Raw genomic sequence first — 13,468 nt, 5'->3', positions numbered from 1 at the left:
CCGTGATCTTCACTCTATCGGCGGTGCGACGCTGCGGCCCGTCCGGAGTTCCGAAGGGCGGCGACAGGGCTCAGCCGGCCTGGTCCAGCTGCTGCTCCGCCCAGATGGTCTTGCCGCAGTCCGTCGGCCGGCTGCCCCAGCGGGAGGAGAGCTGTGCCACCAGGAAGAGCCCGCGGCCGCCCTCGTCGTAGGTGCGCGCCCGGCGCAGATGGGGCGCGGCGTTGCTCCCGTCGGTGACCTCGCAGATCAGGGATCGGTCCCTGATGAGCCGCAGACGGATGGGGGCGCGTCCGTGCCGCAGGGCGTTGGTGACGAGTTCGCTGACGATGACCTCGGTGGCGAAGGCCCGGTCCTGCAGTCCCCAGGCCGCGAGCTGCGCGCTCGCCTCCTCGCGTACCGCCGCTACGGCGGCGGGATCGGCCGGTACGTCCCAGTGGGCGCCGTCGGCCGCGGCGAGCGCGCGAGGCCCATCGTCGCGGCCGCCCGCACCCCGTGCCCCACGACGTCGCCCATGACCAGGGCGACGCGCGCCCCGGACAGCGGGATCACGTCGAACCAGTCGCCGCCCACGCCCGCGGCGAGGTCGGCGGGCCGGTAGCCGTAGGCGGCGTCGACCGCGTTATGGGCGGGCGGTTCCCTGGGCAGCAGGCTCTGCTGCAGGGTCGGCCTTGGCCGTGTGGTGGGGAGGCTCGCCTCCCCACGCGGAAACTGCCGCGCTGTGCGGCAGATTCCCCCGATCACCGGGGCCTGCACGGACGGCGGCGTTCCGGATGTGGCGCCCGTGGCGTGAGTGGACGGGGACCGCCGGGCCGCCCGGCCCGGCGGGCGCCGGTCTCAGGCCTGGCCGGCGGCGGTGCGGGTGTCGCCGTGGGCCTGCTCGATGCGCCGGGCGGCGTCCTCGGCGGTGGTGCCGGTGAGCAGCATCACGATGGCCGTCTTGGCGTGGCCGCCGGCGGCGGTCAGGGCCTCGGCGGCGGTGTCGGGGTCGGCCCCGGTGGCCTGGACGACCATGCGCTGTGCGCGGTCCACCAGCTTGTTGTTGGTGGCGCGCACGTCGACCATGAGGTTCCCGTAGACCTTGCCGACGCGGACCATGGACGCCGTGGAGAGCATGTTGCAGACCATCTTCTCGGCGGTGCCGCCCTTGAGCCGGGTGGAGCCGGTGAGGATCTCCGGGCCGGTCGGCACCTCGATCGGGATGTCGGCGTATCGGCTGACGAGTGCGTCGCGGTTGCAGGCCACGGAGACGGTGACGGCACCTCGCGTCGCGGCGTGCTTGAGGCCGCCGATGACGTACGGGGTGCGCCCGCTGGCTGCGAGGCCGACGACGGTGTCGCGTTCGTCGACGCCGATCTCGTCGAGGTCGGCGACCGCCCGGGCGGGCTCGTCCTCGGCACCCTCGACGGCCACGACGAAGGCGCCCGGGCCTCCGGAGAGCAGGCCGACGACCTGCTCGGGCGCCGTGCCGAAGGTCGGCGGGCACTCGACGGCGTCGAGCAGGCCGATGCGGCCGCTGGTGCCGGCCCCGAGGTAGATGAGGCGGCCGCCGCGGCGCAGGGACTCGGTGATGGCCTCGACGGCGGTGCCGATGTCGGGGAGCGCCTCCCGGACGGTGAGGGCGACGGTCTGGTCCTCGGCGTTCATCACGGTGAGGAGCTCGGAGACCGGCATGCGGTCCAGTTCGGCGGTCCGCTCGTTGCGGGTCTCGGTGCCGAGTGTGCTGAGGTCCACGGCGCGGTCGTCCTTTCGGTGGTGCTGGGGTGTGGTGCGGGGCCGGCCGTCAGTCGTCGGCCGGTGTGCGGCGCTGGGGCTGCGGGCGCCTGCGGCGCTGCACGGCTCCGTAGGTCTTCTGCAGGGCCGCGGTCGTGGCGTCGTAGGAGCGCTGGGCGACGCCGACGAACAGGCAGTCGATCACGGCGAGCTGGGCGATCCGGCTGACGGTGGCGCCGGACCTGAAGGGGGTCTCGCGGGCGCAGGTCGCGAGCACCAGGTCGGCGCTGTCGGCGAGGGTGGAGCCCGGGACGTTGGTGAGGGCGATGGTGGTGGCGCCGCGTTCGGCGGCCGCCTGGAGGGGCTCGACGGTGTCCTCGGTCTCCCCGGAGTGGGAGACGGCCAGTGCCACGTCGCCGGGGCCGAGGAGGGCGGCGGCGGTCAGGGCCGCGTGGCGGTCGGTCCAGATGAACGCCATGTGGCCGATGCGGTGCAGCTTCTGGTGCAGGTCCTGCCCGACGAAGGCGCTGGCGCCGATGCCGAAGATGTCCACGCGCCGGGCGCCCGCCACGGCGTCGACGGCCCGGCCGAGCGCCTCGATGTCCAGTCCGGCCCCGGAGTCCTCCAGGGCGCGGACCTCGTTGTAGACGATCTTGTGGACGATCTGTTCGAGGGTGTCGGTGGCGCTGATGTCGGTGCCAGGTGTCGGGCGCTCGCCGCCGAGCGCGTGCTCGCGGGCCGCGGCCGCGGCCAGGGCGAGCCGCAGCTGGGGGTAGTTGCCCAGTTTCATCGTCCGGCAGAAGCGCATGACGGTGGCCACGGAGGTGGTAGCCCGTTCGGCGAGGGCGCTGATGGACAGCTCCGCCGCCTGTGCCGGATCGGCCAGGACGGCTTCGGCCACCCGCCGCTCGGAGGGCGCCAGGCCGGGCAGGGCCGCGCGGATGCGGGCCAGGGTGTCGCCGCCTGAGGCGGTCTCCTGTGCCGGCTGCGCGGAGGTGCGGGTCGGGTCCTGGGAGGCCATGGATGGGTTCCCTCCTGAGTGGGTGGCGTCAGCGTAACCACGCCCCGTCGACTGCGTCAAAAATTTACGTGATGCATTTCGTGAAGTTACTTATTGACATACGGAGGTCTACCTTCCGATACTCGCTGCACCGCGATCCGCGCCGGTCACCGCCGACCGTGACCACCCGCCGTGCCGGATCCCGTACGACACGAGGGCGTGCCGCATGACAGCAGCAGTGGCTGTGGACCTGGGGAAGACGGGCTGCCGTGCCGTGCTCATCAGCACGGACGGCACCGCCGGCCCCGTCCACGAGGTTCCGGGGGCACCCGGACTCGCAGCCGAGGGCGGTGTCGAGGCCGCGCACGGCGCGGTGCTTGCCGCCGTCCGGCCGCTGATCGAGCAGCACGCCCCCGGCCGGCTCGCCGCCGTCTGTGTCGGTGCCGCCGGAGCGGCCGCGGCCCCCGAGGCCGCCCGCGCCCTCGCCGGACTGCTGCTCCAGGACCTGCCCGCGGACGAGGTCGCCGTCACCAGCGACGCCGTCACCGCACACGCGGGCGCCCTCGGCGGCCGTACGGGCGTGGTGCTGGCCATCGGCACCGGCTCGGTCGCCATCGGCATCGGCGAGGACGGCTCGTACGCCCGCGTCGACGGCTGGGGCCCGTGGCTCGGCGACGAGGGCAGCGGCGCGTGGATCGGGGTCACCGGCCTGCGGGCCGCGCTGCGCGCCCACGACGGCCGCGGACCGGACACCGCGCTGCTGGCCGCGGCCGGCCGGCGCTTCGGCGATCCGGACACGCTGCCCGCCGCGCTGGCCGCCGGCGGCAACCCGGCTCGTACCGCTGCCTCCTTCGCCCCGGACGTGGCCCACGCCGCCGCGTCCGGCGACCCCGTCGCCGGGGAGATCGTCCGGGACGCCGCCACCGCACTCGGCGAGGCCGTCCTCGCCGCGGCGGCCCGGATCGGCGGCGAGGTCCTGCCCGTCACCGTCACCGGCGGGCTGACCGGCCTCGGCGAACCGCTCATGGCACCGCTGCGCGCGGCGCTCGAGGCCTCCGCGCGACCGCTGGACCCGCGGCCCCCGCTCGGGGACCCGCTGGACGGCGCGCGCCTGCTGGCACGGGACGCCACCGTGCCGCACGAACCCCACGTCGTCCGAGTCCGCCGGACGACGTCACCCACTGTCCCCACCACGCCGGTGATCCCGCCGGCTGTTGCTTAGGAGCGAGCGCGTGCGTCAACTCGACCTCGTCGTGATCGTCGTCTATCTGGTCGCCATCGCCTGGATCGGACTGCGACTGGCCGGACGGCAGAAGACGGCGAAGGACTACTTCGTCGGCGAGGGCCACATGCCCTGGTGGACCGTCTCCTTCTCCGTGGTGGCCACCGAGACCAGCGTGCTGACCGTCATCAGCGTGCCCGGCGGTGCCTACAGCGGCCAGGGCTTCGGCAACGTCGAACTCGCCCTCGGCTACGTCATCGGCCGCGTGGTCGTCGCCACCGTGCTGATCCCCCTGTACAAGCGCGGCGGGTTCGTCAGCGCCTACCAGTACCTGGGCAACAGATTCGGGTTGAAGCTGCAAGGACTCGCCTCGGTGACCTTCGTCTTCACCCGCCTCCTGGCCGAGGGCGTCCGCCTGTTCGCCTCCGCGATCCCGATCAAGCTGCTGCTCGACGAGTTCGGCGTGAACGCGAGCTACCGCGTGATCATCATCGTCCTCACGCTGATCACCGTCGTCTACACCTACCTCGGCGGCATCAAGGCGGTCATCTGGACCGACGCCATCCAGATGGGCCTCTACCTCGGCGGCGCCATCCTCGCCATCGCCGTGCTCTCCGGCCACGTCGGCACCAGCGGCTTCTCCGACGCCCTGCACTCGGGCCACTTCAAGCTGTTCGACACCAACTTCGACCTGGCCCACATCCTCACCAGCCCGTTCGCCCTGCCGACCGCGATCATCGGCGGCGCCATCTTCGCGATGGCCAGCCACGGCTCCGACCAGCTGATCGTCCAGCGCGTCCTGGCCACCCGCTCCCTGCGCGACGGCCAGAAGGCCATGATCGCCTCCGGCGTCTTCGTCACCCTGCAGTTCGCCGCCTTCTCCCTCGTCGGCGCGCTGCTGTGGTCGTACAACAAGGGCAAGAGCTTCTCCGAGCTGGGCCTGCACAGCTCCGACAACCTCTACCCGAACTTCATCCTGCACGGGTTGCCCGTGGTGATCTCCGGCCTGCTCGTGGCCGGCATCCTCGGCGCCGCGATGGGCTCCTTGTCCTCCGCGCTGAACTCCATGTCCAACTCGACCGTCGCCGACATCATCCACAGCTTCTTCCGCAGCACCCCGTCGGAGGAGTCGCTGCTCAAGCTCGCCCGGGTGATGACGCTGGTCTGGGCCGTGCTGATGGCGGTCTTCGCCTGCGCATTCAGCACCAGCACCGGCAACGTGTACATCACCGGACTGACCATCGCGGGCTACACCTACGGCGCGCTGCTCGGCGCCTTCCTGCTCGGCCGGATCGTCAGGCGCGCCAACGAGATCGACGCGGTCGTCGCCTTCCTGGTCACGGTCGGCGTGATGACCTACATCGTGCGCTCGGTGAAGATCGACGTCACCGTGGCGGGCGCGACGGTGCCGACCGCCATCGCCGCCCAGTGGCTGGTGCCGATCGGCGTGGTGATCACCCTGGTCATAGGCGGTGTGATGAGCCTGTTCCACAAGGCCCCCGAGGTCCGCGAGGTGCACGAGGCCGAGCTGACCGACGGCGGACCGGAGTCCGGTAGCGGTCCGGGTCGCGTCGCGGCGGGCGCCGGCGTCGAATGAGGACTCCCGGGGTGGGGGCCGCCGACGGGCGGCCCCCACCCCGGGGCACCACACGACCGCCCGCACAGACGAGTTGGGAGAAGCAATGCGCGTGATCGGCCTGATGTCGGGCACCTCGTACGACGCCATCGAGGCGGCCGCCGCCGACCTCACCCTGGACGGCGAGAACCTGCTCATGCGGCCCCTCGGCCATCTGTCCGTGCCCTACGCCGACGCACTGCGGGACCTCATCACCGCCACGCTGCCGCCCGCGACGACGACCACCCGGGACGTCTGCGCCCTGGACACCGGAGTCGGCCAGGCCTTCGCGGGGGCCGCGGCACGCGCGCTCGGCGAGCTGTGCGGGGGCGACGCCGATCTGGTCGTGTCCCACGGCCAGACGATGCACCACTGGGTCGAGGACGGAACCGTCCGCGGCACCCTGCAACTGGGCCAGCCGGCCTGGATCGCCGAGGCCACCGGGCTGCCGGTCGTGTCCGACCTGCGCAGCAGGGACGTGGCCGCGGGCGGCCAGGGCGCCCCGCTGGTCGGCATGACCGACACCCTGCTGCTGCGCGGGCTCCCGGGCGTGCCCGCCGCGCTCAACCTCGGCGGCATCGCGAACATCACGGTCGTCGCCCCCGGCGCGGAGCCCCTGGCCTTCGACACCGGCCCCGCCAACGCCCTGCTGGACGCGGCCGTACGCCACTTCACCGGCGGCGCCGCCGCCTACGACGAGGACGGACGCCGCGCGGCCGCCGGACGCACCGACCCCGACCTGCTCAAGGTCCTCCTCGACGACCCCTACTACCGCAGGCCCGCGCCGAAGAGCACCGGCAAGGAACTCTTCCACCTGCCGTACCTGCAGCGGGCCCTGGCCGCCGTGCCGGCACCCGGTACCGACGACGTCCTCGCGACCCTGACCAGGCTCACCGCCGTCACCGTCGCCGACGCCTGCCGGGCGCACGGGGTCACCAGCCTGGTCGTGTCCGGCGGAGGCGCCCGAAACCCGGTGCTGATGCGCATGATCGGTGAGGAACTGCCCGGTGTGACACTGCGGCCCAGCGACGAGTTGGGCCTGCCCTCCGACGCCAAGGAGGCCCTCGCGTTCGCCGTGCTCGGCTTCCTCACCGTCAACGGCCTGCCCGGCACCCTCACCTCGGGCACCGGCGCCCGCCGCGCGACGCTGCTGGGCAGCATCACCCCCGGCCTGGCCCCGCTGCGCCTGCCCGAACCAGCCGCACAGCCGCCCCGCCTGCTGCGGATCACCGACCCCGCCCGCTGACCGTCGGCCGCCGTCGCGTCGCACCGTCGTACCCGAGGAACCATGAGCACCTCCGCAGGCACCCCCGCCATCACGTCCCGTACCGCCGACCCCGCCCCGGCCGCGTGGCTCGCCGACTGCGTGGCCGACCCCTCCCGGGTCTCCACCGACGTGCCCCGCAGGGTCGCGGCCGCCCACGACGCCTCGCCGTACCTCTTCACGCCGCAGGCCGTGGTGCGCGCCGCCTCCGCCGCCGAGGTGGGCGCGCTCATGGCCGGCGCGCGCCGGGCCGGGGTGCCGCTGACGCTGCGTTCCGGCGGTACGAGCCTGGCGGGGCAGGCCGGCGGTGACGGTGTGCTGGTGGACGTCCGTACGCACTGGCGCTCCGCCGAGGTCCTCGACGAGGGCCTGCGCATCCGGCTGCAGCCGGGACTCACGGTGCGTCAGGCCAACGCGCGGCTGGCCCGGCACGGGCGCCGGCTCGGCCCCGACCCCGCGAGCGAGAGCGCCTGCACCATCGGCGGGCTCGTCGCCAACAACTCCAGCGGCATGAACTGCGGCACCCGGGACAACGCCTACCGCACCATGGAGTCGCTGCAGTTCGTGCTGCCCTCGGGCACCGTCGTCGACACCGCCGCACCCGACGCGGACGCCGCCCTGCGCGCCCACGAGCCCGACCTGCACGCCGGGCTGCTCAGGCTGCGCGACCGGGTCCGCGGCTCGGCCGCCTCACGCGCCACCATCGAGCGGCTGTTCGCGATGAAGAACACCATGGGCTACGGGCTCAACTCGTTCCTCGACCACACCGACCCCGCCGACATCCTCGCCCACCTGATGATCGGCAGCGAGGGCACCCTCGGCTTCGTCGGCGAGGCCGTCTTCCGCACCGTCCCCCTGCTGCCGCACACCGCCACCGGCCTGCTGATCCTGCCGGGCCTCGCCGAGGCGACCGACGCCCTGCCCGCGCTGCTGGCCGCCGGCGCCCGCACCGCCGAACTCCTCGACGCCGCCTCCCTGCGCGTCGCACAGCAGGCCGCCGACCCCGTCGAGGAACTGCGCGGGCTGCGCGTGGAGCGCCACGCCGCCCTGCTGGTGGAGTTCGCCGAGGACAGCGCCGAGGCGCTCGACGCGACCGTCGCCGCCGCCCGGCCCGTCCTGGACCGGCTGCCCGCCGTCACCGGGGCCGCGCTCACCCGCGACGCCGCGGTCCGCGGCCGCCTCTGGCACCTGCGCAAGGGCCTGTACACGGCCGTCGCCGGAGCACGCCCCGCCGGGACGACCGCGCTCCTGGAGGACATCGCGGTGCCCATGGAGCGGCTCACCGGCACCTGCGAGGGGCTGATCGGCCTCTTCGACCGGTACGGCTACCAGGACGCGGTCATCTTCGGCCACGCCCGCGACGGGAACCTGCACTTCATGCTCACCCAGGACTTCGACACCCGCGCCGAGACCGAGCGCTACGCCCGCTTCACCGACGCCATGGTCGACCTGGTCCTGGACGCCGGCGGCACCCTGAAGGCCGAGCACGGCACCGGCCGCGCCATGGCCCCCTTCGTCCACCGCCAGTACGGCGACGAGCTGTACGAGGTCATGCGCGAGCTGAAGCGGCTGTGCGACCCCCACGACGTCCTCAACCCCGGCGTGCTCCTGACCGACGACCCGGCCGCGCACCTGCGTGACCTGAAGAGCGTCCCCGCGGTCGACCCGGCCGTGGACGCGTGCGTGGAGTGCGGCTACTGCGAGCCGGTCTGCCCGACCGCCGACGTCACCACCACGCCCCGGCAGCGCATCGCCCTGCAGCGCGAGATCGCCCTGGCCACCGCCGCGGGCGACGAGGAACGCCGCCGCACCCTGGAGGCGGACTACGCCTACGCGGCCGTCGACAGCTGCGCGGCCGACAGCCTCTGCGTGACCGCGTGCCCCGTCACGATCGACACCGGCGCGGTCATGAAGCGCCTGCGCGCGCGGCGCCACAGCTCCACCGCCCAGCGCCTGGGCGACACCACGGCCCGGCACTGGGGGAGCGCGGTCACCGGGGAGCGCGCGGCCCTCAACACCGCCCATGTCCTGCCCGCCCCGGTCCTGCGCGGCGCCACCGGCGCGGTCCGCAGGCTGGGGGCGACGGAGCTGGTGCCCACCTGGTCCGGCGACATCCCGCGCGGTGGCCCGGCCCGCCCGGCCCCCCGACGCCCCGAAGGGGCGCGGGCGGTGTTCTTCGCCGCCTGCATCGGCAGCGTCTTCGCCCCCGAAGGGGACTCCGGCGGCGCGGCCGCCGCCTTCCTGCGGCTGTGCGAACGCGCCGGCGTCCAGGTCACGGTCCCCGACGGCCTGACCGGCCTGTGCTGCGGCACGCCGTGGCAGTCCAAGGGCTACACCGACGGGCACCGCACCATGGCCGGCCGGACCCTGGAAGCCCTGTGGGAGGCCAGCGACGGCGGGCGGCTGCCGGTCGTGTGCGACGCCTCCTCCTGCACCCACGGTCTCGAGCAACTGGCCGACACCCTCGCGGAGTCCGAGCGCGCCCGCTACTCGGCACTGCGGTTCGTCGACAGCGTCGCCTTCACCGCCGAGCACCTGCTTCCCGCCCTGCCCGCTGCGCGCCGCACGGGCTCCCTGGCCCTGCACCCCACCTGCTCCACCGTCCACCTGGGCATCGACGCCGCCCTGCGCCAGGTCGCGGCCGCGGTCAGTGACAAGGTCACCGTCCCCGACAACTGGGGCTGCTGCGCCTTCGCCGGGGACCGCGGCCTGCTCCATCCCGAGGTCACCCGGTCCGCGACGGCCGCCCAGGCGGCGGAGATCACCGCGGGCGCCTTCGACGCGTACGCCTCGTGCAACCGCACCTGCGAGATGGGCATGACCCGCGCCACCGGCCGCCCCTACCGGCACGTACTGGAACTGCTGGACGAGGCGACCGCCTGACGGGACGGGCTCAGTGCCCGCCCAGCCCCGGCAGGCACGTCCCGTCCGCGGTACGCCCGACCACCTCGGCGTCCGCCTTCCCCGTACCGTCCACGGAGCCGTTGACGCAGACCCGCCCCTCGCCACCGCCGACCAGCACGTCGCGCAGAGGGTCGAAGCGGGCACCCCTCAGCTCGATCTGATCGGGCGTCAGCGACAGGGCCCGCGCCGCCGCCGCGCGCAGGGCGTCCTGCGAGGTGCCCGAGGCCGCCAGCTTCGTCAGGGCCGCTGCCAGGGCTTCGGCCTTCGGCGCCGCCTGCCGCCGCTGCTCCTCGGTGATCGGCAGGGGACTGCGGAAGGCGTGGTTCTCCGCCACCCGCTGGTTCCAGTCGAAGGTGATGCACGGCGAGGGATCCGCCTGCGGTGCCTCCGGCGGCGGGCAGAAGCCCTTCCCCGCGCGGTCGCGGCCCCCCGCCCCGGGAGTGGCGGCCGGATCGGCGCACCCCGCGAGGGCGACCGCGAGCAGGACCAGTCCGAGCGTGCCGGCGAAGCGGCGGCGAGCGTATGTCATGTCTCGATCATGGCAGGGGGTGTGAGCGCGGCGCCGGGCGGGCCCGCGTCACGCCGTCCCGTCCGCGCCGTCGTCGGACTCGTCCCATCCGTCCTCGTCCTCTTCGGGAAGCCGGGCGTCCACCCATCCCGCATTGAGCACCAGCCGGGAGGTCCGGTGCACCGTCAGGAAGCCGATCGGGCCGATGAACTCGGCGCGCACGCGCCTGGCCGTGGACGCGGGTACGCCCGCGGCCGTGACGCCGATCGCGGTGACGGCGGCCGAGCGGTAGCCCAGGGCGCCGAAGGCGGCCGTCACCGTCTGCCCCGCTGCGGAGAACACGGTCTCCTCGCTCTGCCGCAGCGCCCGGCCCGCCCATTCCACGGTCAGCGCGTTGACCGCGCGCACCGTCCTCGCGTCTCCCATGACCGGCGATCATGGCAGCGTCGTCCTCCGACGCCAACCGGGTTTCCCACAAGCTCAAATGCGGCTCAAGGGGGAGGGACAAGCCACTGTCCCGGGGCTACGATGCAGGTCAAGTAGCTGTTGACACATGGGGGAGAGCTGCTGTGGTCGAACTCGGGATTCTTCTGTTCGCGCTCGTGTCCTGCGTGACGTTTCTGGTCGTCAAGCTCCTGCGCCGCAGCAACCGCCGCACCGAGAACGCCGACGGCCTGCTCATCGAGCAGGCCCGCCGCCGGCAGGCCACCGACGACCGTTGGACGTACAACTCGGCGTCCGTGCACAACGCCCCTCTCACTCACGACCCGAACGCGTTCCGCCCCTGACGGGCCGACCGCGGTCGGCCAGAGGCCGGAACGCCGGTGACACTGCTTCAGCGCACCGGCTCGTCATCGGGGTCGGCCGGCTTCGGGCCGGGCGGCGTGAAGCACGCCGTTATCGTCTTGCCGTGGTGCTGGGCGTGCGTCTGCCAGTGGTCGGCGAGACCGTCCACGAGGGCCAGCCCGCGCCCGCCGGTGGCGTCCACGCCGGCGTCGCGCGGCGCGGGCACCGTGTCGTCGTCATCGTGGACGCTGACGTGCAGGCACCGGCTGTCCCAGGTGAGGACGACCTCGGCGTCGCTGTGTGCGTGGACGTGCGCGTTGGTGATGAGCTCCGACACGGCCAGCAGGATGTCGTCCACCGTGCCCGGCGCGTCCTTCGTCCAGTCCAGGGCGGCGAGATGGTCCCGCGTCCACCTGCGGCCGGCCCTCACCCCGCCGGACACGGGGAACGAGCGCGCCCAGCCGACGGCCCTCAATGATGCGTCGGTCATCGCAGTGCTCCCTTCTGCTCCCTGACGGCACAGGTACGCCTACCCCGCCCGCCGTCGCCCATGACGGCGCGAACGGAGGGGACGCCCGCGGACGAGGTGCTCGCCGCGGTCGCCCGTAGACGGCGCAGGTCCCGGACACCCGACGGTGTCCGGGACCTGCGGGTCGGGAGTGTCCCCTACACCTCGCCGCGCCAGGAACCGCTTTCCATGCCGCGGGCCTCGATGTACGCCTTGAAGCGCTTGAGGTCGCCCTTGGCCTGGCGCCTGACGACGCCGAGCTTGTCGGCCACNGTNNCGGCCACGCCGTGCGGCTCGTGGTCGAGCTGCAGCATCACCTTGGTGTGCCGGTCGTCCAGGCGGTGGAAGGTGACCACCCCCGCCTGGTGCACGTCACCGCCGACCGTGGCCCAGGCGACCCTCTCGTCGGGGATCTGCTCGCTGATCCGGGCGTCGAACTCGCGCGTGACGCCGTCGACCTTGGCGACCCAGTGCGTCAGGGTCGGTGTGCGCTGCTCGATCCGTTCCACCCCCTCCATGAACCGGGGGAACTCCTCGAACTGCGTCCACTGGTTGTACGCCGTCGTGACCGGCACCGCGACCTCGACAGACTCCTCAACCGTCGACATGTGCCCACCTTCCGGGTCGGCATCCGCTTCGGGATGCGGCGTCCTTCGCCTCGTGGCCCGCGCCTGCCCGAACGGGTCGGTGCCAAACGGCGCCGCCTGAACCAGCCTTCGGACCCGTACGAGCGTCCCCGCCGTGGAGCCACGGCGGGGACCCTCGTGCGGCGGCGGTTCAGACGGCGGCGCGGGTGCGCTGCTTGGCGGCGCTGATGACGTCAGGGCGCCCGCGGTGCTGCCGCTCGTAGTCCATGGCCTGCCGGGCCATCAGCGGTTCGGCTCCGCGCAGCCGCGCGGTGATCTGATCCGGGCTCATGGTGTCGTAGCCGGGCCAGGGCTGGTTGCCGCGCAGGTTCTCGATGGCGTTGAGGATGCCGACCCGGTCGCCGTGCTCCCGTTCGTAGTCCTCGATCATGGAGAGGTCCGCCTGCGAGAACAGGCGCAGCCGCTGGATGATCTCGGCGACGGGCAGCCGGTCGTAGTCCGCCAGCGGCAGGTCCACGGTGCGGGCCAGCGGCGCGTGGGCCCTCGGGGCCTTCGCGGCCGGGCGCTCGGCGTCCCCGGCGGGACGGGCCGTCGACTGCCCGCCCTGCCCTCCGCCCGTCCAGACGGCCTGCAGGCGCTGGGCGGTGGCGCGCAGCGTGCGGACGGCGACGTCGGCGATGCCGGCCGCACCGTGGGGGTGGTGGCCGTCGCCGGCCGCCGTGGTGGCCAGCGCCAGCGCCTGGTCCTCGACGCTGGACTCCAGCTCGCGCAGGAGCTGTTCGTCCTGCCGGCGCAGCGTGCTCAGCAGCGCGGCGGCGCGGTCGTCCTGGGCGAGGGTGGCGATGCTCTCGCCGGCGCGGCAGGCGGCGAGCGCCCGCGCGGTGGCGGTGTACTCGTCCTCGGTGTTCCTGAGCAGTTGGCGCTCGTCGGCGTGCGCCCCTCCCGGCAGGATCCCGCGGACCATGCGGGCGCCGATGTGCAGGGGCGCCATCGCCGTGTGGAACGCGCCCGCCGACGCGGTGCGGACCATGTCGCCGGTGTCCCGGATCAGGTGGCGCGGGCGCATGTCCCGGACGTGGGTGTCGATGCGGGCGATGTGGTGCCGGGTCTGGGCGGCATGACGTTCCAGGGTCTGCCGATGGGGACCGGCCGGGGTGACGGCCATGTCGGCCCGGAACCGGTCGACCACCGCGGCGTGTGCCTCCCGCACATCCTCGAGCGCGGGTATGAGCGCATCCGTCGTCAAAGTCATGCCTGCTCCCTTGTGGGGGTTCGTGGCGGCAGCGAAGGCCGCCCTGCCGTGCGGCGGGCCCGCCGGGGTGGGCGGGCACCGGCACCAGCGTGGGCGACGCGGAGGAAGATCG

General features: G+C 73.7%; 12 protein-coding genes and 1 pseudogene. 5 read left to right on the top strand and 8 right to left on the bottom strand.

Translation table 11 applies throughout. The annotated features are described in order from the left end of the window. Window positions 1-70: 70 nt before the first annotated feature. The 3 genes and pseudogenes from B085_RS46600 to B085_RS0106405 form a co-directional block, all read right to left on the bottom strand. Window positions 71-663: pseudogene (locus tag B085_RS46600) on the bottom strand (ATP-binding protein); the annotation flags it as partial. A 171-nt stretch (window positions 664-834) separates the two neighbouring features. After that, on the bottom strand, window positions 835-1,731 hold the full coding sequence (murQ, locus tag B085_RS0106410; protein WP_018557738.1) for an N-acetylmuramic acid 6-phosphate etherase: 897 nt from the start codon (window positions 1,729-1,731) through the stop codon (window positions 835-837). 49 nt (window positions 1,732-1,780) lie between these two features. Further along, window positions 1,781-2,731 (bottom strand): MurR/RpiR family transcriptional regulator, encoded by a 951-nt coding sequence (locus tag B085_RS0106405; protein WP_018557737.1) that lies wholly within the window; start codon window positions 2,729-2,731, stop codon window positions 1,781-1,783. Between the two features lie 205 nt (window positions 2,732-2,936). Here B085_RS0106405 and B085_RS0106400 point away from each other — a divergent pair, with 205 nt between their 5' ends. The 4 genes from B085_RS0106400 (at window position 2,937) to B085_RS0106385 (ending at window position 9,694) form a co-directional block, all read left to right on the top strand. Then, the gene (locus tag B085_RS0106400) at window positions 2,937-3,932 is read left to right on the top strand and encodes an N-acetylglucosamine kinase (protein WP_026250743.1); all 996 of its coding nucleotides are present in this window, start codon (window positions 2,937-2,939) and stop codon (window positions 3,930-3,932) included. Between the two features lie 10 nt (window positions 3,933-3,942). Beyond that, window positions 3,943-5,529, top strand: a complete 1,587-nt coding sequence (locus B085_RS0106395) for a sodium:solute symporter (RefSeq protein WP_018557735.1) — start codon at window positions 3,943-3,945, stop codon at window positions 5,527-5,529. Window positions 5,530-5,614: 85 nt separating this feature from the next. Continuing rightward, the gene (locus B085_RS0106390) at window positions 5,615-6,793 is read left to right on the top strand and encodes an anhydro-N-acetylmuramic acid kinase (protein ID WP_018557734.1); all 1,179 of its coding nucleotides are present in this window, start codon (window positions 5,615-5,617) and stop codon (window positions 6,791-6,793) included. A 42-nt stretch (window positions 6,794-6,835) separates the two neighbouring features. Then, window positions 6,836-9,694: an FAD-binding and (Fe-S)-binding domain-containing protein gene (locus B085_RS0106385; RefSeq protein ID WP_018557733.1), complete on the top strand. Its 2,859-nt coding sequence runs from the start codon at window positions 6,836-6,838 to the stop codon at window positions 9,692-9,694. A 10-nt stretch (window positions 9,695-9,704) separates the two neighbouring features. On the opposite strand, the gene B085_RS0106380 is transcribed toward B085_RS0106385, so the two are convergent. Then, complete coding sequence (locus B085_RS0106380) at window positions 9,705-10,244, bottom strand: hypothetical protein (protein WP_018557732.1); 540 nt, start codon at window positions 10,242-10,244, stop codon at window positions 9,705-9,707. A 48-nt stretch (window positions 10,245-10,292) separates the two neighbouring features. Continuing rightward, window positions 10,293-10,649, bottom strand: coding sequence for a hypothetical protein (locus tag B085_RS0106375; protein ID WP_018557731.1), 357 nt, complete (start codon window positions 10,647-10,649; stop codon window positions 10,293-10,295). Window positions 10,650-10,792: 143 nt separating this feature from the next. Here B085_RS0106375 and B085_RS0106370 point away from each other — a divergent pair, with 143 nt between their 5' ends. After that, complete coding sequence (locus tag B085_RS0106370; protein WP_018557730.1) at window positions 10,793-11,011, top strand: hypothetical protein; 219 nt, start codon at window positions 10,793-10,795, stop codon at window positions 11,009-11,011. 47 nt (window positions 11,012-11,058) lie between these two features. Here B085_RS0106370 and B085_RS0106365 read toward each other — a convergent pair whose 3' ends face one another. The 3 genes from B085_RS0106365 to B085_RS41475 all read right to left on the bottom strand — a co-directional run bounded on the left by B085_RS0106365 (window position 11,059) and on the right by B085_RS41475 (window position 13,356). After that, complete coding sequence (locus B085_RS0106365) at window positions 11,059-11,499, bottom strand: ATP-binding protein (protein WP_018557729.1); 441 nt, start codon at window positions 11,497-11,499, stop codon at window positions 11,059-11,061. 176 nt (window positions 11,500-11,675) lie between these two features. Continuing rightward, the gene (locus B085_RS0106360; RefSeq protein ID WP_018557728.1) at window positions 11,676-12,125 is read right to left on the bottom strand and encodes an SRPBCC family protein; all 450 of its coding nucleotides are present in this window, start codon (window positions 12,123-12,125) and stop codon (window positions 11,676-11,678) included. A gap of 169 nt (window positions 12,126-12,294) precedes the next feature. Beyond that, window positions 12,295-13,356, bottom strand: a complete 1,062-nt coding sequence (locus B085_RS41475) for a hypothetical protein (RefSeq protein WP_158689674.1) — start codon at window positions 13,354-13,356, stop codon at window positions 12,295-12,297. Window positions 13,357-13,468 lie beyond the last annotated feature (112 nt).

The sequence above is a fragment of the Streptomyces sp. BoleA5 genome, assembly GCF_000373665.1.
Classification (GTDB): domain Bacteria; phylum Actinomycetota; class Actinomycetes; order Streptomycetales; family Streptomycetaceae; genus Actinacidiphila.
This window is presented reverse-complemented; position numbering and strand designations above follow the sequence as displayed.

What these genes read in the sequence shown, in the direction of transcription:
- B085_RS0106405 (WP_018557737.1), bottom strand. Translation starts at nt 2,731, where the DNA reads ATGGCCTCCCAGGACCCGACCCGCACCTCCGCGCAGCCGGCACAGGAG.
- B085_RS0106400 (WP_026250743.1), top strand. Translation starts at nt 2,937, where the DNA reads ATGACAGCAGCAGTGGCTGTGGACCTGGGGAAGACGGGCTGCCGTGCC.
- B085_RS0106390 (WP_018557734.1), top strand. Translation starts at nt 5,615, where the DNA reads ATGCGCGTGATCGGCCTGATGTCGGGCACCTCGTACGACGCCATCGAG.
- B085_RS0106385 (WP_018557733.1), top strand. Translation starts at nt 6,836, where the DNA reads ATGAGCACCTCCGCAGGCACCCCCGCCATCACGTCCCGTACCGCCGAC.
- B085_RS0106380 (WP_018557732.1), bottom strand. Translation starts at nt 10,244, where the DNA reads ATGACATACGCTCGCCGCCGCTTCGCCGGCACGCTCGGACTGGTCCTG.
- B085_RS0106375 (WP_018557731.1), bottom strand. Translation starts at nt 10,649, where the DNA reads ATGGGAGACGCGAGGACGGTGCGCGCGGTCAACGCGCTGACCGTGGAA.
- B085_RS0106365 (WP_018557729.1), bottom strand. Translation starts at nt 11,499, where the DNA reads ATGACCGACGCATCATTGAGGGCCGTCGGCTGGGCGCGCTCGTTCCCC.
- B085_RS41475 (WP_158689674.1), bottom strand. Translation starts at nt 13,356, where the DNA reads ATGACTTTGACGACGGATGCGCTCATACCCGCGCTCGAGGATGTGCGG.